The following is a 20,516-nucleotide window of genomic DNA, read 5'->3' as shown; positions in this document are numbered from 1 at the left end:
ACCGGGCCGTACGCGCACGCGTGCGGCCCGTCCGCGTTTCCGACGTGCATCCATGCGCATACTGAGGCATACGGAAGGTGTCGTTCAGGGAGCGTTGCGGAGTGACGGAGGCGCAGGAGCGCAAGCCTCGGTCGTACGAGGCGAGCACCTCGTACGACCGCTCGTACGATCCGGAGATCACCTCCGAGTTCGCCCTCCCGAAGGGGCTCGCGGTCCCGAGGACCGGCGGTGAGCCGGAGACCACCTCCGAGTTCGCGTTGCCGAAGGGGCTGGACGCGCCGCAGCCGCCGAGCGCGGAGCCGGAGGGGTCGGCGTTCAGCGTGCCGCGCACCTACAGCGCCCGGGACGCCCCGCCCACGTTCACGCCGGCCACCGGGATACCGGCCGTCAGCCTGGTCAAGGACGCGCCCTGGCAGGACCGGATGCGCGCGATGCTGCGCATGCCGGTGGCCGACCGGCCGGCGCCGGAGCCGGTGCAGAAGGCGGAGGAGGAGGGTCCGGCCGTCCCGCGCGTGCTCGACCTGACCCTGCGAATCGGCGAACTGCTGCTCGCGGGCGGCGAGAACGCCGAGGACGTGGAGGCCGCCATGTTCGCGGTGTGCCGGTCCTACGGGCTGGACCGCTGCGAGCCGAACGTCACCTTCACGCTGCTGTCGATCTCGCACCAGCCGTCCCTGGTGGACGACCCGGTGACGGCGTCCCGGACGGTACGGCGCCGGGGCACCGACTACACCCGTCTGGCGGCCGTCTTCCGGCTCGTGGACGACCTGAGCGATCCCGAGACCCACGTCTCCCTGGAGGAGGCCTACCGGCGCCTGGCGGAGATCCGGCGCAACCGGCACCCCTACCCCGGCTGGGCACTCACCGGGGCGGCGGGCCTGCTGGCCGGCGCGGCCTCGGTGCTCGTCGGCGGTGACGTGATCGTGTTCGTCGCGGCCATGCTGGGCGCGATGCTCGGCGACCGGCTGGCGTGGCTGTGCGCGGGGCGCGGGCTGCCGGAGTTCTACCAGTTCACGGTGGCCGCGATGCCGCCCGCGGCGATCGGGGTGGCGTTCTCACTGGCGCACCTGGACGTGAAGGCGTCCGCCGTGGTCACCGGTGGGCTCTTCGCGCTGCTGCCCGGGCGGGCGCTGGTGGCGGGCGTGCAGGACGGTCTGACGGGCTTCTACATCACCGCCTCCGCGCGTCTGCTGGAGGTCATGTACTTCTTCGTCGGCATCGTCGCCGGCGTGCTGGTCGTCCTGTACTTCGGCGTGAAGCTGGGCGGCAAGCTGAACCCGGACGCCGCCTTCGGGATCTCCGCGCGGCCGCTGCTGCAGATCGCGGCCTCCATGCTGCTGTCCCTGACCTTCGCGGTGCTGCTGCAGCAGGAACGGTCCACCGTGCTGTGGGTGACCCTCAACGGGGGTGTCGCCTGGTCGGTGTACGGCGCGATGCACTATGCGGGAAAGATCTCACCGGTGGCCTCCACGGCGGTGGCGGCCGGGCTGGTGGGGCTGTTCGGACAGCTGCTGTCGCGGTACCGGTTCGCCTCCGCACTGCCCTACACGACGGCGGCGATCGGTCCCCTGCTGCCCGGCTCCGCCACCTACTTCGGGCTGCTGAACATGGCGCAGAACGAGGTGGACAAGGGGCTGGTGTCGCTGGCCAACGCGGCCTCCCTGGCCATGGCCATCGCCATCGGGGTCAACCTGGGCGCGGAGATCTCCCGGCTGACCCTGCGCGTCGGCTCCGCCGGCAAGCGCCGGGCCGCGAAGCGGACCAGGGGGTTCTGAGCCGCCTCGCGGTGCTAGCGGTAGTCGTAGGGGGGCTGCTGCCCGCCGTACTGCTGCTGCGGGTACTGCTGCGGGTACTGCTGGTCGTCGTACGGCTGCTGCTGGGGCTGCTGCGGGTACTGCTGCTGCGGGTACTGCTGCTGGGGGTACTGCTGCTGGGGGTACTGCTGCTGCCCGTAGTACTGGCCCTGGTCCCAGCCGTACGGCTGGGACTGCTGCTGCGGCTGCGGCTGCTGCTGCTCGTAGGCCGGCTCCGGCTCGATGCGGCGCAGCCGGGTCGTGGCGTCGTCCATGACCGGGGGCTGCTGGAACGCGGGGCGCTCGGCTTCCCGCTGCGGCTCCGTGCCCGCCTTACCGCTCTTGCGGCGGGCCCGCAGGAACTCGATGGCGATCGGGACGACGGAGACGAGGACGATCAGGATGAGGATCGCCTCGATGTTGTTCTTGACGAAGCCGATCTTGCCGAGCCAGGAGCCGAGCAGGGTGACCCCCGCGCCCCACAGGACACCGCCGATGACGTTGAAGATCACGAACGAGCGGTACTTCATGCCGCTGACACCGGCGATGATCGGCGTGAACGTGCGCACGATGGGCACGAAGCGGGCCAGCACCAGGGACTTGGGACCGTACTTCTCGAAGAACTCGTGCGCCTTGGTGACGTTCTCCTGCTTGAACAGTCGGGAGTCCGGCCGGTTGAACAGGGAGGGGCCGACCTTCTTGCCGAACATGTAACCCGCCTGGTCGCCGAGGACGGCGGCCAGGCAGATGAGGGCGATCGCCCCCCACAGGGGGAAGTGCATCTGGTTCGAGGTGATCAGCAGGCCGCAGGTGAACAGCAGCGAGTCACCCGGCAGGAAGAACCCGATGAGCAGCCCCGACTCGGCGAAGACGACGAGAAGCAGACCCCAGATGCTGTAGGTGTTGAGCAGATAGTTGGGATCCAGCCAGCTCGGGCCTAGGGCGAGAGTCATCACGGGTCCGGGCTCCTGAGGGTGAAGGCGATGGGGCGTCCTGGTGCGGGCGCCCAAAGTTATCAACGCCAGGTGTCCGCCCCGGGTTCCACCGGTGTCCCAGGGACGCTCTACCGGGCCGCGTTCGCGGTGATCGCCTCCTTGAGGTGCTCGGCCAGGCCCGGGTGCATGGAGTCGTAGAACGCCTTGAAGCGCTCGTCGCCGACGTACATCCCGGCGAGGCCCTGGTGTATGTCGTACGAGCATTCGTAGAACCACCTGCTGATGTGCTGCCGGTGCTCCTCGGCGAGGTCCATGGCCGCCTCGCCGGACGGCGGCTCGCCGGCGGCCACCAGGGCGGTGTAGCGGGCGCTCCAGTCGTCGACCTCGGCCTGCAGCCGCTTCCAGTCCTCCTTGGTGTAGCGGGCGGCCCGCCGCTGCGACTCGGCGTACGGCTCGGTGCCGCCCCAGCGCCGCTCGGCCTCCTCGGCGTACTGGCCGGGGTCCTTGTCCCCGAAGACCTCGAAGCGTTCCTCGGGTGTCAGGTTGATGCCCATCCTGCGTGCCTCCATGGCGTGCTCCACGGCCGCGGCCATCTCCCGCAGTTGCTCGATCCGGGCGGTCAGCAGTTCGTGCCGGCGGCGCAGGTGCGCGCGCGGGTCCGCCTCCGGGTCGTCGAGCAGGGCCGCGACCTCGTCGAGCGGGAAGCCGAGTTCCCGGTAGAACAGGATCTGCTGGAGCCGGTCGAGGTCGGCGTCGTCGTAGCGCCGGTGGCCGGCGCGGGTGCGCCCGCCGGGCACGAGCAGGCCGATCTCGTCGTAGTGGTGCAGCGTGCGCACCGTGACCCCGGCGAACCCCGCGACCTGTCCTACGGAGTAGCTCACTTCCGCTCCTTGTGTTCGGTACGCGTTCCACGGTGCGTCCTGACGCCACGTGAGGTGCAAGTCCGATCTCCCTGCTTATGGTGAGCCCGTGGCCCAGCACACCGCGCCGCAGGCGCGTACGACCGCCCCCGCGGCCCCGGCCCGCGCGCTGCTGCCGTTGATCCTGCCCGCCGTCGTCGTGGGCGTGGTCGCGAGTCTGGTCTTCGTCGCGATCAGCGTGGCCGGCGACGAGCTCCAGGGTCTGCTGTGGGGGCCGCTGCCGGACGCCCTCGGAGTGGGCCGCTACTCGGTCCTGTGGATGTTCGTGATGCTCGTCGCGACCGGTGTGGCGGTCGGGCTGGTGGTGTGGAAGGCGCCCGGGCACGCCGGCCCGGACCCGGCCACGGCCGGGCTCGACGCCCCGGTCATGCCGCCGCTGGTGCTGCCCGGGCTGGTGCTGGCGACCGGCCTGATGCTTGCGGGCGGACCGAGTCTGGGCCCGGAGAACCCGGTCATCGCCGTGAACGTGGGCCTCGCGGCCTGGCTGGGCGGGCGCATGCGGCCCCGGCTGCCCGGCGGCCTGTGGCCGATGCTGGCCGAGGCGGCGACGATCGGCGCCCTGTTCGGCACGCCCGTGGCGGCGGCGCTGGTCATCTCCGAGGCGCTGACCGGACGCCCGGTGCGGGGGCTGCTGTGGGACAACCTGTTCGCGCCCCTGACCGCGGCCGCCTGCGGTGCCCTCACCACCACCCTGGTGGCCCAACCGACCTTCGACCTGCATCTGCCGGCCTTCGGCACGCCCGGCTGGGGCGACCTGCTGGCGGCACTGGTGACCGCCACGGCCGCCGCGCTGCTCGGGCTGTGCGCCGTCTACGCCTTCCCGTCCGTCCACGCGGCCTTCCGGCGGCTGCGGCACCCGATGCTGGCCCTCCCGGCCGGCGGGGTCGTCCTGGCCGCCCTGGGAGCGCTGGGCGGTCCTCTGACACTCTTCAAGGGGCTGGACCAGATCGGGGAACTGGCCCGGCACCCCGAGGGCTGGTCGGCGGGGCAGTTCGCCACGATGGCGGTGGTGAAGCTGGCCGCGCTGCTCGTCGCCGCGTCCTGCGGCTTCCGGGGCGGCCGTATCTTCCCGGCCGTGTTCGTCGGCACCGCCCTCGGCCTCTGCGCGCACGCCCTGGTCCCGGCCGTCCATCCGGCGGTCGGGGTGTCGGCGGCCGTCCTGGGCGTGCTCCTGGCCGTCACCCGGCAGGGCTGGGTGAGCCTGCTCACGGCCGCGGTACTCGTCGCCTCGCCGGGCATCCTCGCCCTGCTCTGCATGGCCTCCCTGCCGGCCTGGCTGCTGGTGACCGGGCGGCCGCAGATGCGGCTGCGGGCCGACGGCCGCCCGGTCCACTGACCCCCGCACCACCCTCACCACTTCGGAGGCACACCCGTGGCACTGCACAAAGGGCCCGAGAACCACGACGAACGGCCGCTGTCCGTCAACCCCTTCTTCGGCGAGGCGAACCCGGTCGGCGGCATGACCGAGGCCCCGCCCAAGCACCGACTGCCGGACGCGCCGCTGCCGCCGTCGACGGCGTACCAGGTGGTCCACGACGAGCTGATGCTGGACGGCAACGCACGGCTGAACCTGGCCACCTTCGTCACCACCTGGATGGAGCCGCAGGCCGGGGTGCTGATGAGCGAGTGCCGCGACAAGAACATGATCGACAAGGACGAGTACCCGCGCACGGCCGAGCTGGAGCGGCGCTGCGTGGCCATGCTCGCCGACCTGTGGAACGCGCCGGACCCGTCGGCCGTCGTGGGCTGTTCGACGACCGGCTCCAGCGAGGCCTGCATGCTGGCCGGAATGGCGCTGAAACGGCGCTGGGCGCGGCGCAACGCCGACCGCTACCCCTCCCCGGACGCCCGCCCGAACCTGGTCATGGGCGTCAACGTCCAGGTGTGCTGGGAGAAGTTCTGCAACTTCTGGGAGGTGGAGGCCCGCCAGGTCCCCATGGACGGCGACCGCTACCACCTGGATCCGCAGGCGGCCGCCGACCTGTGCGACGAGAACACGATCGGGGTCGTCGGCATCCTCGGCTCGACCTTCGACGGCTCCTACGAGCCGATCGCGGACCTGTGCGCGGCCCTGGACGCCCTCCAGGAGCGGACCGGGCTGGACGTCCCGGTGCACGTGGACGGCGCGTCCGGCGCCATGGTGGCGCCCTTCCTCGACGAGGACCTGGTGTGGGACTTCCGCCTCCCGCGCGTGGCCTCCATCAACACCTCGGGGCACAAGTACGGGCTGGTCTACCCGGGTGTCGGCTGGGCGCTGTGGCGCGACAAGGAGGCCCTCCCGGAGGAGCTGGTCTTCCGCGTCAACTACCTCGGCGGCGACATGCCGACCTTCGCGCTCAACTTCTCCCGGCCGGGCGCCCAGGTGGTCGCGCAGTACTACACGTTCCTGCGGCTGGGCCGCGAGGGCTACCGGGCCGTGCAGCAGTCCACCCGTGACGTGGCCCGCCGGCTCGCCGGACGCATCGAGGCGCTCGAGGACTTCCGGCTGCTCACGCGCGGGGACGAGCTGCCCGTGTTCGCGTTCACGACCGCCGACGACGTGACGTCGTACGACGTCTTCGACGTCTCCCGGCGGCTGCGCGAGAGCGGCTGGCTGGTGCCGGCGTACACCTTCCCGCCGAACCGCGAGGACCTCTCGGTGCTCCGGGTGGTCTGCCGCAACGGCTTCTCCGTCGACCTCGCCGACCTCTTCGTCGACGACCTGACCCGCCTGCTGCCGGAGCTGCGCCGGCAGCCGCGTCCGCTGACCCGGGACAAGGAGGCCGCCACCGGGTTCCACCACTAGGACGCACGGCTCGCCGCCCAGGGGGGTGGCGAGTCATCCGTACGGGTTTCGCTGCCCGTCCGCGAGGACGCCGACGAACGGTTCTCCTTCGCCGGCGAAGGTGTAGGCGCCCTCGCGGATGCGCCGGATGAGGCCGCGGGTCCACTCGGCGCCGGAGTCGGCCGAGTGGACCCAGAAGTTCATGATCTCCCCGATGTGACCGAGGCCGCCCGGGCCGCCCGCCGGGGTGTAGTACTCGGTGACGGACCTGCGCCACTCCTCGATCCCGCGCACCCTCGACTCCAGCAGTTCGAGCGCCTCCGCGCGGTCGAGGTCGACCATGAAGCCGAGCGCGGCGGTGAGCACGTCCGGCTTCTGGTCGTAGGCGGTCAGCGACTCCCGCAGCAGGCTGAAGTACTCCTCGGTGCCCCGCGCGGTGACCTCGTACTCGGTCCGGGGCGGGCCGCCGGCCGTGGACGGCGCGACCTCGTGCGCGTGCAGCAGTCCCTGCTTCGCCATCTGCTTCAGGGCGTGGTAGACCGAGCCCGGCTTGGCGTTGGACCACTCGTGTGCGCCCCAGTACTCCAGGTCGCCCCTGACCTGGTAGCCGTGGGCCCGCCCGTGGTGGCGCACCGCGCCGAGGACGAGGAGACGGATCGTCGACATGCGGCCCAGATTATGACCTCAGCCTTCGGCGGAGGCGTTCGCTTCGGGGGCGTTCGCGGCGGCGAGGGCCACCAGTTCGAACGCCGTCTTCCCGTCCAGCGACTCCCGGACGATGTCGGCGTGCCCGGCGTGCCGGGCGGTCTCCCGGATGAGGTGCAGACACAGCCAGCGCAGCGAGACGGACTCGTCCGGCGGGAACCAGGGCTCGTTCGGCAGCGGGAAGGTGTCGTCCAGGCTCGGGGCGGAGCGTACGAAGGCCTCCGTCTCGGCCGCGACCTGCTCCCAGTAGGCCAGCTGGGAAGCGAGGGTCTCGTCCCCGACGAGCTGGAACGTCTCGTGCCAGTTCGACTGGTCGCGCTTGACGGCCGGCGGCTCGCCCTTGGCGCGCGCGATCCAGATCTGCTCGACCTCGGCGACGTGCTTGACCAGCCCGGCCAGGGACAGCTCACTGGCGCTGGGCCTGGTGGAGGCCTGCTCGTCCGTCAGCCCGAGGACCGCCCGCCGGATACCGCCGCGCTGCTCGGCGAGGAAGGAGAGCAGCGCTCCCCGCTCGTCGCCCCGGGCCTCCGCGCGTACGTGAGTGACCATGACCGGCCGCCTTTCATCGGTGCAACGCTGTCCTGTCCTGCTGACACCGATGACGCTACGGACCCTTGCGGTCAGCTTCTGTCCGCAACCCGCGGCAGAGCTCCTCACATCAGGAGTACTCACATCAGAAGGGGAACCTGCTCCGTCCGTGCTGCACCGAGATCCACTTCAACGTGGTGAAGGCGTCCAGCGTGGTCTCGCCGTTCAGCCGGCCGATCCCGGAGTGCTTCTCGCCGCCGAAGGGGACCAGCGGTTCGTCGTGGACGGTGCCGTCGTTCACGTGGAACATGCCGGTGTCGACCCGCTTGGCGAAGGACACGCCCCGTTCGATGTCGGCCGTGTGCACGGCCCCGCTGAGGCCGTAGGGGGTGTCGTTGACGATCCGGACCGCCTCGTCCTCGCCGTCGAACGGGACGAGCAGGGCGACCGGGCCGAAGATCTCCTTGTGCAGGAGGGAGGAGTCGACCGGGACGTCCGTCAGGACGGAGGGCTCCACCAGGTTGTCGGTGGCCGAGCCGCGCACCAGGACCGTGGCGCCCTCGGCGACGGCCTGTTCGATCGCGGCGGAGATGGCGTTGGCCTGGAGGGAGTTGATGACCGGCCCGATCACCGTCTGCGGGTCGCTGGGGTCGCCCGTCTTCAGCGTGCGGACCTTGGCGACGAACTTCTCGGTGAACTCCTCGGCCACCGAGCGGTCCACCAGGACCCGGTTGGCGGCCATGCAGACCTGGCCCTGGTCGACGTACCGGCTGAAGACGGCCGCGTCGACGGCGTAGTCGATGTCGGCGTCGTCGAGGACCACCAAAGCGCTGTTGCCGCCCAGTTCCAGGACGGTGCGCTTGAGCTGGGCGGCGCACACGGTGGCGATGTGCCGGCCGACCTTGTCGGAGCCGGTGAAGGAGATGACCTTCGGCACCGGGTGCTCGATGAACGCGTCGCCTATCTCGGCTATGTCGGTCAGTACGACGTTCAGCAGGCCGGGCGGCAGGCCGGCGTCATCGAAGAGCTTGGCGATCAGGGTGCCGCCGGTGACCGGGGTCTCCTGGTGCGGCTTGAGGACGACCGCGTTGCCGAGGGCGAGCGCCGAGGCGACCGGCTTGATGGACAGCAGAAAGGGGAAGTTGAAGGGGCTGATGACGCCGACAACACCCACCGGTACCCGGTAGAGGCGGTTCTCCTTGCCGTCGACCGGCGAGGGCAGCAGCCGGCCCTCGCAGCGCAGCGCCAGCTGGGCCGCCTCGCGCAGGAACTCCTTGGCCAGGCTGATCTCGAACCGGGCCTTCACGTGCGTGCCGCCCAGCTCGGCGATGATCAGGTCGGTGATCTCCCGCTCCCGCTCCTCGACGAGGCGCAGGGCTCTCTCGAAGAAGACCCGGCGGGTGTACGGGTTGGTCTCGGCCCATTCCTTCTGGGCGCGGGCGGCCGCCCGGTAGGCGTCGTCGACCTCGTCGATGGTGGCTATGGTGATCGAGGCCAGCTTCTCGCCGTCGTACGGGTTGAAGTCGATGATGTCCCAGGAGCCGGTACCCGGGCGCCACTCACCGTCGATGTACTGCTGTGCCAGGTCGGTGAAGCAGGACGACATGTGATCCCTCGATCCCCTTGCTGCCGCGAGCAGCCGACAGACTCCCGATCAGTTTCACGCTCTGATCGCACGTCATCGTACTTGTGATTGCGGTGAGTTGGGGTGTCACCTGGGGATACGAAGTGTGCGGAAGTCAAGGGCGGCCCGGGGACGGTGGCCGGAACGAGACCCGTCGGAATCAGGACAACTGAAGGAGCCCGCGCAGCAGGTCTCGGCTCTCGTCCGGACCGGGGCTGTCCTGCTGCAGTTCCTTGAGCGCCTGCTCGTACTGGGCCACGTCCTCGCGCTTGTCGAGGTAGAGGGCGCTGGTGAGCTGCTCCAGGTAGACCACGTCCGACAGGTCGGACTCGGGGAAGCTGAGGATGGTGAAGGCGCCGCTCTCCCCCGAGTGCCCGCCCAGGCTGAACGGCATGATCTGCAGCCGTACGTTGGGCCGCTCGGAGATCTCGATCAGGTGCTGGAGCTGGCCGCGCATCACCTCGCGGTCGCCGTAGGGGCGGCGCAGGGCGGCCTCGTCGAGGACGATGTGGACGTCCGGGGCGTTCTCGGCCACCAGGTACTTCTGCCGCTCCAGGCGCAGCGCGACCCGGCGCTCCACGTCGGCGGTCCCGGCACCCTTCATGCCGCGCCGCACGACGGCCCGGGCGTACTCCTCGGTCTGCAGCAGGCCGTGCACGAACTGCACCTCGTAGGCCCGGATCAGGGAGGCCGCGCCCTCCAGTCCCACGTAGGTGGGGAACCAGCTCGGCAGTACATCGGAGTAACTGTGCCACCAGCCCGCGACGTTGGCCTCCCGGGCGAGGGAGAGCAGCGACTCGCGCTCCGCCTCGTCGGTGATGCCGTACAGCGTCAGCAGGTCTTCGACGTCCCTTGTCTTGAAGCTCACCCGGCCCAACTCCATCCGGCTGATCTTCGACTCGGAGGCGCGGATCGAGTAACCCGCCGCCTCGCGCGTGATCCCCCGCGCTTCACGCAGTCGCCTGAGTTGTGATCCGAGCAGCATGCGCCGCACCACCGATCCCGGCTCTCCCGCGCTCACGTTCGCCAGCCTCCCCAACCGTCTTCAGGGGCCGCAGTCTGCCACTAAAACACTTCGAGCAGTACTCGTCCGGTTACGGAAACGGAAAGAGACCAAAGTTTCCGCACAGGAAGGCGCGGGTCGGGCGCGGGTGGGCAGCACCACCGGGGCTGGAAGATGGCGGAAAAAATGACCAAGAAGCGGTACGGTGCGGCTCAATTCGGTCGCGTGCACGTGCATCTGCCCTTGCATCTGCTGTGCGCATCCGAAACCATGGTCCCGCGCCACCGCTGCATCGCAACGACCGCGAATTCCCGGGAGTGCCTCGCATGGGGACGAATGGATCGACCATGCTCAAGCCGTTACGGCAGGGCCTTCCGCCGCTGGATCCCGCGGCCGTGTCCAACGCCGCCTCCTGCGCCCTGCCCGCCCGGTACGAAGCGGTGCGCGAGGCCCGGCTGTTCACGAGACAGACGCTCGACCAGTGGGAGGTCGGCGACCGCTTCGACGACATCTGCCTGGTCGTCTCCGAGCTGGTCACCAATGCCCTGCGGCACGCGCTGCCGGCCGACGCGGGGTGCGCGGCCGACCAGCACACCTCGGTACGGCTGCACCTGATGCGCTGGACCGAGCGGCTGGTGTGCGCGGTGCGCGACCCCAGCCACGCGACGCCCGTCGCCCGGGACACGGACGACTTCTCGGCCGAGTCGGGCCGCGGGCTGTTCCTCGTCGACTCCTTCAGCGACAGCTGGGGCTGGCACCCGCTCGCGGGCACCCTGCACGGCAAGGTCGTCTGGGCGCTGTTCCGGCTGCGGCCGGCCGAATGACGCAGGGCCCGCCATTCTTCACACGCCCTGTGTCTACGCGCGTTGAACGGGTCCGTCGAACCCTGGGGGCGAGCCTGCCCCGAACCGTCCGCGAGGAGGTTCGGCGTCAGCTCGCTATGAGGTGGTCGAACTCGCCGTCCTTGACGCCGAGGAGCATCGCCTCGATCTCCGCGCGCGTGTAGACGAGCGCGGGGCCGTCCGGGAAGCGCGAGTTGCGTACCGCCACGTCGCCGCCCGGCAGCCGGGCGAACTCCACGCAGGAGCCCTGCGAGTTGCTGTGCCTGCTCTTCTGCCAGGCCACTCCGTCCAGCTGCGTGGCAGCCATGCCGTTGTACACGTCGTACCCCCCGTACACGCCGTCAACGTCGCGGTCCACAGGTCGCTCCCCGGTGGTGCACTTGGCTGATGTGGCCATGGATGTTGTGGTCAACTGACCCGGATCATAACCCTGTTCATGTGCAGTTGCATGAGCAGATGCACGTGCACGCGGGGTGTTCCTCCGGTTACAGCTTTGACGTCCGCTTTACCGAAGGTGTTCCAGCGTGTGCCCCCGACTTCGCGGGGCATGCGCACGCCGGCCCGCACTAGGAACAGACGCTCAGCGGGCCCTTGGTGTTCCACCTGGAGTGAAGGTCCGGACCGGGGAATGGGCCGTGTCGCCGTCCGCCCACCGGACGGACGGCGTCCGCTCACGGCGGTGACGTATCCCCTGCTTTCGTGCCGGCTGCCTGTTCCGGGTGAAGGCGAGGCAGCGGGTTCACAACGGATTCCTGCCGGGCGTACGCAAATCCTCCTGGTAGGGCCTGGTAGCTTGCTGCGGTCCTTGCGGCCACGGGCGGCCGACCGGCTACAGCTTGGGAGCTTCCAGTGACATCGGCGACTGCAAAGATGCGGAGCGCGGCGGTGGCCGCGGGGCTGGTGGGCGCGCTCGCGCTGACCGGGTGCGGCGGTGGCGGCGGCTCCAAGGCCGGCTCCTCCGCGAGTCCCGCCGCGTCCGCCGGCTCCACCGCCAGTTCGGGTGGTTCCGCCAGCGGTGGAGTGACGTCCTCCTCCGACAAGCTCCAGGGCAGCTGGATCACCACGAGCAAGGGCAAGATCGTCGCGCTGATCGTCACCGGCAAGCGGGCCGGGGTCTTCGTGACCGGCGGGACCGTGTGCAGCGGGACCGCGGGCAAGGAGGCCGGGATGGAGATGATCCATCTGACCTGCACGGACGGCAGCAAGGACCGGGCGACCGGCATGGTCGACTCGGCCGACAAGTCGACGCTGAAGGTGACCTGGTCGGGCAAGCTCGGCCAGGAGGCCTACAACAGGGCCGAGGGCGGCAAGCTCCCGTCCGGGCTGCCCAAGACCGTCAAGCGGTAGGACTGTCATACAGCGGGGGCGCGCGAAGGGGCCGCGCGCGCAGGCGTGATGATGCTGGGACATCGCCACGACCTCGACAGGGGACCCGCACATGCGCGCCATGCCGCTCACCGTCACCGCTCTCACCGCCGCCCTTCTGCTCACCGCCTGCAACGGCGGCGGAGGCGGTGGCGGAGGCGGAAGCAAGAGCAAGCAGGCCTCGGGCGGTTCGGACAGTTCGGCCTGCAAGGTCGGCGGCGTCTCCTTGCAGGTCGGCAGCGCCAGTGTGGCGCCGTCGGTCGGCGACACGGGTGAGGTGCCGGTCAGCATCACCAACCAGAGTGCCCCGTGCACCCTGGACGGCTTCGCCAATGTCGATCTGCGGCAGGACGGCGTCTCCGACCTCGTCGACCACCAGGCGGGCGCGAAGCCGCAGAAGCTGAAGCTGAACAAGGGCGACTCCGCCTCCTTCACCATCAGCTATGTGCGGGGCAAGACGGGTGACAAGCTCAGCCTCGACGCGCAGAAGATGCTGATCTCGCTGCCCGGCTCGACCGCCACCCAGACCTTCCCGTGGAAGTACGGCTCCATCGCCGGCAAGGGGCAGGCGGCGAACCTGAAGGCCGGGGTGAGCGCCTTCCAGCAGGTCGGCGACTGACGCCCGGCCGGCTCCCGCTCAGCCGACCGCCGGGCGGCCCCTGACCTCGGCCCGGTCCGCCGCCCGTGTGCCCTCCGTCCATCCCGCCGCGTCGCTCACCCCGCGCAGGCGGGTGGTGGTGGTCCGCGGGAACATGTGCTCCAGGCGGTCGGTGACGGCTGTCTCGCGGGTGGCCAGCACCGGAAGCAGATCCTGGGTGACCTGGGACTCGGCGGCCACCGCGAGACGGTCGCCGACGCGGTGGGCGTAGGCCGCGAGGAAGGACTGCCGGAAGGTCTTGGTCCGCTTTCGGCCGCCTGCCCTCTGGGCCGCTTCGGCGCCGGCCATCGCGTGGGTGGCCTGCACCAGCAGTGAGGTGTAGAGCAGTTCCACCACCTCCAGGTCCGCCTCGAAGCCGACGACCGTGGAGAAGGCGAGCGGTTCGTTCCACACGGCACGGCAGTGGTTGGCGGTGGCGACCGCGTCCAGCAGCACCGCCTTGGCCTGCTCGTACGGCGGCTCGACGCCGATCCGGCAGGCTCCGGGCGCGTCCGGCGCGGGCGCCTCGGCGGCGAGCAGCGCCTCGTCGACGCTGTGCCGGGCCATCAGCTCCTGAGCCTTGGCGCTCAGCGCCTCCGCCTCCTCCGGATACCCGGTCGCCTCGGCCTTGGCGAGCAGCGCGCGGATGCGGGTGAGCATGCGGGAGGCGGGCCGGTTTTGCCGGCGCGGCTCCTCCAGGGGCTCCAGGGTGGGCAGCCGCAGCAGCAGGCGGTACAGCTCCAGGGCGGTGGTGGCGTGCGAGAAGCGGTCGGTGCCGCGCGCGGGAGCGGACGGGAGGGCTTCGAGCTGGGCGGTCCAGCGGCGCCCGCGCGGGCGGTCCCGTCCCGCCTGCGCCCGGATCAGCCCGGCCGCCATGCCCACGTGGACGTCGTCCAGCTCGCGCCGCACCAGACGGACGACATCGGCGGGCTGCCAGCCGCGCCGCCAGGCCGCCGCGACGAACTCCTCGCCCCGCCGCGTCAGTTCGGCATCGGCCGCGGGATCGGCCGCGAGGAGGGACGCGCCCGTGTCGAGGCCGGAGTCGGTGTCGTCGTAGAGGGCGGTCTGAAAGGCTCGCTCGACGGTGCTGGCGCTGGTCACTCGTCGATCGTGCCATGCGGCACCGACAACCCGACGAGATTGTCCACAGGCTGTGGACAACGGGTGGGATGGGCGGCCGTACCGGTGGCAGGCGGGGGCGGCCGCGAGGCGCGGGCCGGCGCGAAGGGCCGGCCCGCAGGGTGGAGTCGCACTCCGCTGTCAACTGCGGGTTGACGATGAGCTCCTGTCAACCTACGGTTGACACATGACGACGAACCCCATCAAGGCATCCGTACGTCTCGACGACCTCATCGAGGCGATCAAGAAGGCCCACCACGAGCCCCTCGAACAGCTCCAGGACGCGGTGATCGCCGCCGATCACCTGGATGACGTGGCCGACCACCTCATCGGGCACTTCGTCGACCAGGCCCGGCGCTCCGGCGCGTCCTGGACCGAGATCGGCAAGAGCATGGGCGTCACCCGGCAGGCCGCGCAGAAGCGGTTCGTGCCGAAGGAGTCGGCCGACGTCGACGACAGCCAGGGCTTCGGCCGCTACACCCCGCGCGCCCGCAACGTGGTGATGGCCGCGCACAACGAGGCGGTGGCCGCCCGCTCCCCGGAGGGCCGCCCCGAACACCTGGTTCTCGGGCTCCTCTCCGAACCGGAGGCCCTGGCGGCCAAGGCGATCACCGAGCAGGGGGTCGTGCTCGACGTGGTACGCCAGGCGGCGACCGCCGCGCTGCCGCCCGCGGCCGAGGAGGTGCCGGAGCTGATCCCCTACGGCTCGGACGCCAAGAAGGTCCTGGAACTCACCTTCCGCGAGGCCCTCCGGCTCGGCCACAACTACATCGGCACCGAGCACATCCTGCTGGCCCTGCTGGAGTTCGAGCACGGCGAGGGTGTCCTCAGTGGCCTCGGCGTCGACAAGGCCACGACGGAGCGGCAGATCGCCCGGGCGCTGGCGGAACTGGTGCGCCAGGAGAAGTAAGGGTCGTAGGAGGGGGTGGAGCCGGGATCGGAGAGGGGTCACTGTCAGACCCCCCTGCGACACTCGCAGACATGACCGACCGGTGGGCGATCGCGCCGGCCGAGGGCGGCGGCGTGGAGCTGGCCCCCCTCGGCCCGGACGGGCTGCCCGCCGGGCCGGTGCGGCGGGAGTCCGATCTCGCCGAGGCGGTGCGGAGCCGCCCGGAGGTGACGCGCTGGGTGTGGCGGTCGACTCCCGAGGTCTATCCGCGTCTGCTCGCCACGGGGGTGCGAGTCGAGCGGTGCTACGACATCGAGGACGCCGAGACCCTGCTGCTGGGCCACGAGGGGCGGCACGGCGAGCCACGCTCGGCCGCCGCCGCCCTGGCCCGCCTCCGAGGCGGCCCCGTACCGCCCGATCCGCCCCATCGTTCGGCCGACCCGAGTGCGCAGTCCCCGCTGTTCGAGCCGGAGGCCGCCCGGCTGCCGCTCGACGACCTCCTCGCGGTCTACGCCGACCAGCAGCGGCGGCACGACCGGGCCGCGCACCCCGACCGGATGCGGCTGCTGACCGCCGCCGAGTCGGCCGGGATGCTGGTGGCCGCCGAGATGAACCGCGCCGGCCTGCCCTGGAGCGCCCGGGTGCACCGCGAACTGCTGCACGACCTGCTCGGCGAGCGGTACACGGGCGGCGGCGAACCGCGCCGCCTGGCCGAGCTGGCGGACGAGGTGTCGGCGGCGTTCGGCCGCCGGGTCCGGCCCGATCTGCCCGCCGACGTGGCCAAGGCCTTCGCCCAGGCCGGGATCAGGGTGAAGTCCACCCGCCGCTGGGAGATCGCCTCCCTCGACCATCCGGCCGTCGAGCCTCTGCTGGAATACAAGAAGCTGTACCGGATCTGGGTGGCGCACGGCTGGTCCTGGCTGCAGGACTGGGTGCGCGAGGGGCGGTTCAGGCCGGAGTTCCTGGCCGGCGGGACGGTCACCGGGCGCTGGGTGACCAACGGCGGGGGCGCGCTGCAGATCCCCAAGGTGATCCGGCGGGCCGTGGTCGCCGACCCCGGCTGGCGGCTGGTGGTGGCCGACGCCGACCAGATGGAGCCGCGCGTGCTGGCCGCGATCTCCCGCGACCCCGGGCTGATGGAGGTGGCCGGCCGGGAGAGCGACCTGTACCAGGCCGTCTCCGACCGCGCCTTCTCCGGCGACCGCGACCAGGCCAAGATCGCCGTGCTCGGCGCCGTCTACGGGCAGACCTCGGGCGACGGCCTGAAGAACCTCGCCGCGCTACGGCGCCGATTCCCCCAGGCGGTGGCGTACGTCGACGAGGCGGCCCGGGCCGGCGAGGAGGGGCGGCTCGTGCGGACCTGGCTGGGGCGCACCTGCCCACCGGCGGCGGGGGCCGGCGACGGTGCGGCCGAGGAGGCGGGCCTCCCGCAGGACGATCCGGACCAGCCGCCCGCCGAGGGCTGGGTGCCGGGGTACGCGTCGACCAACTCCCGCGCGCGGGGCCGCTTCGCCCGCAACTTCGTGGTCCAGGGCAGCGCCGCCGACTGGGCGCTGCTGCTGCTCGCCGCGCTGCGCCGAGCCTGCGCGGAGCTGGCGGCCGAGTTGGTCTTCTTCCAGCACGACGAGGTGATCGTGCACTGTCCGCAGGAGGAGGCCGACACGGTCGTACGGGCCATCCGGGAGGCGTCCGAGCTGGCCGGACGGCTGACGTTCGGGCGGACGCCGGTACGGTTCCCGTTCACCACGGCGGTGGTGGAGTGCTATGCCGACGCGAAGTGACCGCAGGCCGGCGCGTCAGCGGGCGCGCGCGAGCAGTCCCCGCAGTTCCTCCAGGACCGCCCTCTCGTCGGTGCCGTCCAGCGCGGCGAGGGCCGCGCGCCAGGCGTCCCGCGCCTCCGTCCGGTGGCCCTGCTCGCGCAGCAGGAGCCCGTGCTGGTAGCGGGCGAGACCGCCGATGTAGCGGTCCGCCCGGGCGTCGGCGCGGCGCAGCAGCTCCGCGCACTCGCGGCCGGCCCGCCCGGTCTCGCCCAGCTGCCGCAGGGCGCGCACCAGACCGAGCCGGGTCTGGGACTCGCCGTGCCAGTCGCCGTGGCTGCCGAGGATGCGCAGACTCTCCTCGAAGTGCGTCGCGGCGGCGGCCGGTTCGCCGAGGGTGAGGTGGGCGTAACCGATGTTGCAGTGCGCCGAGTGCTGCACGATGACGGCGCCGATCGCGTCGCCGATCGCCAGGGAGCGCCGGTGCTGTTCGATGGCGGCCCGGGGGTCGGTGTGCTCGTAGAGGTTGCCGAGGTGGCTGTGGGTGATGGCCTCGCCGTAGGGGTCGTTCAGCTGCCGTGAGTACTCCAGGCTCTGCCGCAGCGCCTCACCGGACTCGTCGTGCCGTCCCAGGCCGCCCAGCAGCAGGCCGCGGTTGTTCAGACAGCGGCGGATCCAGGAGACGGTGCCCAGGCGCCGCCAGATGGCGAGGGCGCGGTCGGTGAGGGCGAGGGCGTCGTTCTGGCGGCCGGTCAGGAAGTGCAGGCCGGCCAGGTCGCCGAGGGCGTACGCCTCGGCCGCCTCGTCGCCGAGCCGCCGCGCGGTGCCGAGCGCGGCCCGGCCGAGCACCTCCATCTCCGCGACCCGCCCCCGGCGCTGGACAAAGGGGAAGAACAGCCGCACGAGGACGGAGAGGTGCGCGGCCCGGCGGTCGTCGGACGTGTCGGCGTTGCGCTCCACCAGGGTGACGATGTTCTCCAACTCCATGTCTCCCCAGGCGAAGGCGTGCGCGGAGTGGTCGAAGGCGGGCAACTCGGCCACGTCCACCGCGTGCCCGGGCGGCTGGGCGGCGGTGGGCCGACGGCGGTCGTCCTGGTCGAGTCCGGGTTCGACGATGGCGGCGAGGACACGCTCGGCGGCGGCCGCGTACCAGCGCAGGGCGGTGAGATCGGGATCGGGATCGGAGGGGTGAGCGGTGGGTTGGGGGGCGCCGTCGGTGACGGGCTCGGAGGGGTGAGCGAGGGCACGCCACTCCTGCGGGGGCCCCGTGGGCCGGGGGGCCTCGTCGGCGTCGGGCGCCGAGGTCCGGCCGACGGCGGGTCGGGAGGCGGGGCCGATGTCCGGGCCGGAAGCGCGGCCGGCGGCAGACTCCGGGGGGCGACCGGTGCCAGGTGCTGTCAGGTGGGCGGAGGTGGCGAGTTCACGGGCGAAGTCCCGGACCAGGTCGTGGGGGGCGTAGCGGCCGTACGCCGTCTCCTCCAGGAGGGCGACGTCGACCAGGCGGTCCAGGGCGGCCTCGGCGCGCCGCTCGTCGGTACCGGTGAGGCGGGCGAGCAGGAGGGCGCCGTAGGTCGGGAGGTCGAGTTCGCCGAGGTGGCGCAGGGCGAGCGCAGCGTCCCGGTCGGCCTCGCGGTCGGAGGCGGCGAGCGCGTCGTGGGCGACGGCCAGGGAGCGGCGGACGCTCAGGTCGTCGTACTCAAGATGGTGCAAGCGGCCCTCCGTGGCGGCCAGTTGTCCGGCCAGTACGTCCGCCGTGAGGGCGCGGCGGGCGGCGAGCCGGGCGGCGACCACGCGCAGGGCCAGCGGAAGCCGGCCGGTCAGCTCGACCAGCGGGTGGGCGGCGTCGAGGCCCTCGCGTCCGCTCACCGCGCGCAGCAGCGCCGCGCTGTCCTCCCCGGTCAGCGGCCCGAGCGGGAAGCGGCGGGCCCCGTCGAGGGCGGTCAGCGGGGAACGGCTGGTGACGATCACCGCGCAGCCGGGGCCGGCCGGGAGCAGGGGTCGTACCTGGGCCGCGTTCGCCGCGTCGTCGAGCACCATCAGCGTGCGGGTGGGGGCGAGCACCGAGCGGAGCAGCGCGGCGGCCGCATCCGGGTGTTCGGGGATGTGCCGGGGCTCGGTGCCGACGTCCCGGAGCAGCCCGGCGAGGGCCTGGGCGGGGGCGAGGGGGGACATGCCCGGGGTGGCGCCGTGCAGGTTGACGTACAGCTGTCCGTCGGGAAAACGATCCCGCAGCTGGTGTGCCACGTGCAGGCCGAGGGCGCTCTTGCCGACGCCCGCCATACCGCTGATCACGGCGACGGCGGGGGTCGGCGTGTGCGGTGCCGGTTCCGTCAGCGCCTGGCGCAGGTCGTCGCATACGGCGGTACGGCCCGTGAAGTGGGCCGGCGGGGGCGGAAGTTGGGCCGGGCGTGGGGTCGCCGGGGCTGACTGTGGTGTGTCCTCGCGCGTAGATACGGGGTGGTCGGTGGAGGGCGCGGTCGCCTTGGAGGTGGGGCGCTCGTGGCCGAACCGCGGGCCTTCGGTGAGAAGGAACTGGTCGGCGTGCTGTGCGGCAAGCCGTCCGGCGTCCGGCTCCGCCCCCTTGTCCGTACTCCTGTTCGCCCCGGGAGGCTCGATGCTCCCGGCGGGCGGCTTCCCGCCGCTCCCCCGCAGCACCTCGACATGGGCCTCACGGACGGCCGGGCCGGGCTCGACGCCGAGTTCGTCGATCAGGCGGGCGCGCAGGTCGCGGTGGACGGCGAGGGCCTCGGCCTGGCGGCCGGTGCGGTGCAGGGCGAGCATCAGCTGCCGGTGGAAGGCCTCCCGCAGCGGATGCTCGGCGACGAGAGCCGCCAACTCCGGGACCAGGCCCGGCAGGCGCGCTCCGCCGAGGGCCAGTTCGGCGTCGTACCGCCACTCCAGCAACAGCAGCCGCGCCTCTTCCAGGCGCTGGACGAAGGCGTAGCCGCCGAGGTCGGCGGGGAGCCCGCTGAGGGGTGTGCCACGCCAGAGCGCGAGCGCCGCAGCGCAGGCGCGCAGCACCCCCGCCCAGTCCCGCCGGGCGTGTGCCACCCGCACCTCGGTGACCCGGGCGTCGAACAGGTGCACGTCCAACTCGCCGTGCTCGAGCCGCAGGAGATACCCGGGGGCAACGGCCCGCAGCCGCTCGGGGTCGTCGAGGAGCCGGCGCAGCCGGGTGACGTGGTTGTGCAGCGAGGCCCGCGCGGACACCGGCGGGGCGCCGCCCCACAGGGCGTCCTCCAGCGACTCGACCGAGACGACCCGGCCGGCCCCCAGCAGCAGCGCGGCGAGCAGCGTGCGCACCTTGGGGCTGCCGATCGCCCGGACGGCGCCCTCGCCGCTGCGGTCACCGGTGTCATGGACGCCCTCGGCGGCGTCGTAGAGGACGGTCTCGCCCTCGGCGGCGTCGTACGACATCCCGAACGGCAGTCGGTCGTAGAGGACCGGGGGTCCCAGCAGTCCGAACCGCAGCCCGTACCGCCGCATCACACCGCCCACTGCCTTTCCGCGCGGTCCTGTTCGACCGTGCTCCGGGGCGGGCGTGTGCCCGCCGTACCGTGTGGCGGAATTCCGCCCTCTCACGACGGTTTCCCGCCACCTGCCCCCTGCCGGTCCGGCCCGGAATCCGCTAGGGT

Annotated in this window: 17 protein-coding genes; 8 read left to right on the top strand and 9 right to left on the bottom strand. The window is 71.9% G+C overall.

Features of this window, described 5'->3' with window-relative positions; genetic code table 11:
- Positions 1–101 precede the first annotated feature (101 nt).
- Positions 102–1,775: a threonine/serine exporter ThrE family protein gene (locus ACFYMM_RS12100; RefSeq protein WP_388385722.1), complete on the top strand. Its 1,674-nt coding sequence runs from the start codon at positions 102–104 to the stop codon at positions 1,773–1,775.
- A gap of 14 nt (positions 1,776–1,789) precedes the next feature.
- Here ACFYMM_RS12100 and ACFYMM_RS12095 read toward each other — a convergent pair whose 3' ends face one another.
- Positions 1,790–2,749, bottom strand: coding sequence for a DedA family protein (locus ACFYMM_RS12095; protein WP_388385721.1), 960 nt, complete (start codon positions 2,747–2,749; stop codon positions 1,790–1,792).
- Between the two features lie 107 nt (positions 2,750–2,856).
- Positions 2,857–3,609: a MerR family transcriptional regulator gene (locus tag ACFYMM_RS12090; protein ID WP_388385720.1), complete on the bottom strand. Its 753-nt coding sequence runs from the start codon at positions 3,607–3,609 to the stop codon at positions 2,857–2,859.
- Positions 3,610–3,697: 88 nt separating this feature from the next.
- Between ACFYMM_RS12090 and ACFYMM_RS12085 the strand changes: the two genes are divergently transcribed.
- Positions 3,698–4,984 (top strand): ion channel protein, encoded by a 1,287-nt coding sequence (locus ACFYMM_RS12085; protein WP_388385719.1) that lies wholly within the window; start codon positions 3,698–3,700, stop codon positions 4,982–4,984.
- A 36-nt stretch (positions 4,985–5,020) separates the two neighbouring features.
- Positions 5,021–6,433: a glutamate decarboxylase gene (locus ACFYMM_RS12080; protein WP_388385718.1), complete on the top strand. Its 1,413-nt coding sequence runs from the start codon at positions 5,021–5,023 to the stop codon at positions 6,431–6,433.
- A gap of 33 nt (positions 6,434–6,466) precedes the next feature.
- On the opposite strand, the gene ACFYMM_RS12075 is transcribed toward ACFYMM_RS12080, so the two are convergent.
- From ACFYMM_RS12075 to ACFYMM_RS12060, 4 genes are all read right to left on the bottom strand, one after another.
- Positions 6,467–7,078: a PadR family transcriptional regulator gene (locus ACFYMM_RS12075; protein ID WP_388385717.1), complete on the bottom strand. Its 612-nt coding sequence runs from the start codon at positions 7,076–7,078 to the stop codon at positions 6,467–6,469.
- Between the two features lie 18 nt (positions 7,079–7,096).
- Complete coding sequence (locus ACFYMM_RS12070) at positions 7,097–7,666, bottom strand: DinB family protein (protein ID WP_388385716.1); 570 nt, start codon at positions 7,664–7,666, stop codon at positions 7,097–7,099.
- A 124-nt stretch (positions 7,667–7,790) separates the two neighbouring features.
- A complete protein-coding gene (locus ACFYMM_RS12065) occupies positions 7,791–9,251 on the bottom strand; it encodes an aldehyde dehydrogenase family protein (RefSeq protein WP_388385715.1) in 1,461 nt (486 codons plus the stop codon).
- A 178-nt stretch (positions 9,252–9,429) separates the two neighbouring features.
- Entirely contained in the window at positions 9,430–10,254 is an 825-nt protein-coding gene (locus tag ACFYMM_RS12060) for a helix-turn-helix domain-containing protein (RefSeq protein ID WP_388385801.1), read from the bottom strand.
- 344 nt (positions 10,255–10,598) lie between these two features.
- On the opposite strand from ACFYMM_RS12060, the gene ACFYMM_RS12055 reads away from it, so the two are divergent.
- A complete protein-coding gene (locus ACFYMM_RS12055; protein ID WP_388385714.1) occupies positions 10,599–11,096 on the top strand; it encodes an ATP-binding protein in 498 nt (165 codons plus the stop codon).
- Positions 11,097–11,202: 106 nt separating this feature from the next.
- Here the strand turns inward: ACFYMM_RS12055 and ACFYMM_RS12050 are convergent, their stop codons facing one another.
- Complete coding sequence (locus tag ACFYMM_RS12050) at positions 11,203–11,472, bottom strand: DUF397 domain-containing protein (protein ID WP_030781778.1); 270 nt, start codon at positions 11,470–11,472, stop codon at positions 11,203–11,205.
- 512 nt (positions 11,473–11,984) lie between these two features.
- Between ACFYMM_RS12050 and ACFYMM_RS12045 the strand changes: the two genes are divergently transcribed.
- Complete coding sequence (locus ACFYMM_RS12045) at positions 11,985–12,461, top strand: hypothetical protein (protein WP_388385800.1); 477 nt, start codon at positions 11,985–11,987, stop codon at positions 12,459–12,461.
- Between the two features lie 91 nt (positions 12,462–12,552).
- Positions 12,553–13,098, top strand: coding sequence for a DUF4232 domain-containing protein (locus ACFYMM_RS12040; protein ID WP_388385713.1), 546 nt, complete (start codon positions 12,553–12,555; stop codon positions 13,096–13,098).
- 18 nt (positions 13,099–13,116) lie between these two features.
- Here ACFYMM_RS12040 and ACFYMM_RS12035 read toward each other — a convergent pair whose 3' ends face one another.
- A complete protein-coding gene (locus ACFYMM_RS12035; RefSeq protein ID WP_388385712.1) occupies positions 13,117–14,217 on the bottom strand; it encodes a DUF2786 domain-containing protein in 1,101 nt (366 codons plus the stop codon).
- 205 nt (positions 14,218–14,422) lie between these two features.
- Here ACFYMM_RS12035 and ACFYMM_RS12030 point away from each other — a divergent pair, with 205 nt between their 5' ends.
- Together ACFYMM_RS12030 and ACFYMM_RS12025 are read left to right on the top strand one after the other, a co-directional pair.
- Positions 14,423–15,145: a Clp protease N-terminal domain-containing protein gene (locus ACFYMM_RS12030; protein WP_388385711.1), complete on the top strand. Its 723-nt coding sequence runs from the start codon at positions 14,423–14,425 to the stop codon at positions 15,143–15,145.
- A 71-nt stretch (positions 15,146–15,216) separates the two neighbouring features.
- On the top strand, positions 15,217–16,905 hold the full coding sequence (locus ACFYMM_RS12025; RefSeq protein WP_388385710.1) for a bifunctional 3'-5' exonuclease/DNA polymerase: 1,689 nt from the start codon (positions 15,217–15,219) through the stop codon (positions 16,903–16,905).
- A 15-nt stretch (positions 16,906–16,920) separates the two neighbouring features.
- Here ACFYMM_RS12025 and ACFYMM_RS12020 read toward each other — a convergent pair whose 3' ends face one another.
- Positions 16,921–20,367: a BTAD domain-containing putative transcriptional regulator gene (locus tag ACFYMM_RS12020; protein WP_388385799.1), complete on the bottom strand. Its 3,447-nt coding sequence runs from the start codon at positions 20,365–20,367 to the stop codon at positions 16,921–16,923.
- Positions 20,368–20,516: the final 149 nt, after the last annotated feature.

Source organism: Streptomyces sp. NPDC006739, from assembly GCF_042869815.1.
GTDB lineage: Bacteria > Actinomycetota > Actinomycetes > Streptomycetales > Streptomycetaceae > Streptomyces.
Note: the sequence above shows the minus strand (reverse complement) of the source record. Positions and strands in the feature narration are given on the sequence as shown.

Coding starts and splice junctions, on each gene's coding strand:
- ACFYMM_RS12075 (WP_388385717.1), bottom strand. CDS start 7,078: ATGTCGACGATCCGTCTCCTCGTCCTCGGCGCGGTGCGCCACCACGGG.
- ACFYMM_RS12070 (WP_388385716.1), bottom strand. CDS start 7,666: ATGGTCACTCACGTACGCGCGGAGGCCCGGGGCGACGAGCGGGGAGCG.
- ACFYMM_RS12065 (WP_388385715.1), bottom strand. CDS start 9,251: ATGTCGTCCTGCTTCACCGACCTGGCACAGCAGTACATCGACGGTGAG.
- ACFYMM_RS12060 (WP_388385801.1), bottom strand. CDS start 10,254: ATGCTGCTCGGATCACAACTCAGGCGACTGCGTGAAGCGCGGGGGATC.
- ACFYMM_RS12055 (WP_388385714.1), top strand. CDS start 10,599: ATGGGGACGAATGGATCGACCATGCTCAAGCCGTTACGGCAGGGCCTT.
- ACFYMM_RS12045 (WP_388385800.1), top strand. CDS start 11,985: ATGCGGAGCGCGGCGGTGGCCGCGGGGCTGGTGGGCGCGCTCGCGCTG.
- ACFYMM_RS12040 (WP_388385713.1), top strand. CDS start 12,553: ATGCGCGCCATGCCGCTCACCGTCACCGCTCTCACCGCCGCCCTTCTG.
- ACFYMM_RS12030 (WP_388385711.1), top strand. CDS start 14,423: ATGACGACGAACCCCATCAAGGCATCCGTACGTCTCGACGACCTCATC.
- ACFYMM_RS12025 (WP_388385710.1), top strand. CDS start 15,217: ATGACCGACCGGTGGGCGATCGCGCCGGCCGAGGGCGGCGGCGTGGAG.
- ACFYMM_RS12020 (WP_388385799.1), bottom strand. CDS start 20,367: ATGCGGCGGTACGGGCTGCGGTTCGGACTGCTGGGACCCCCGGTCCTC.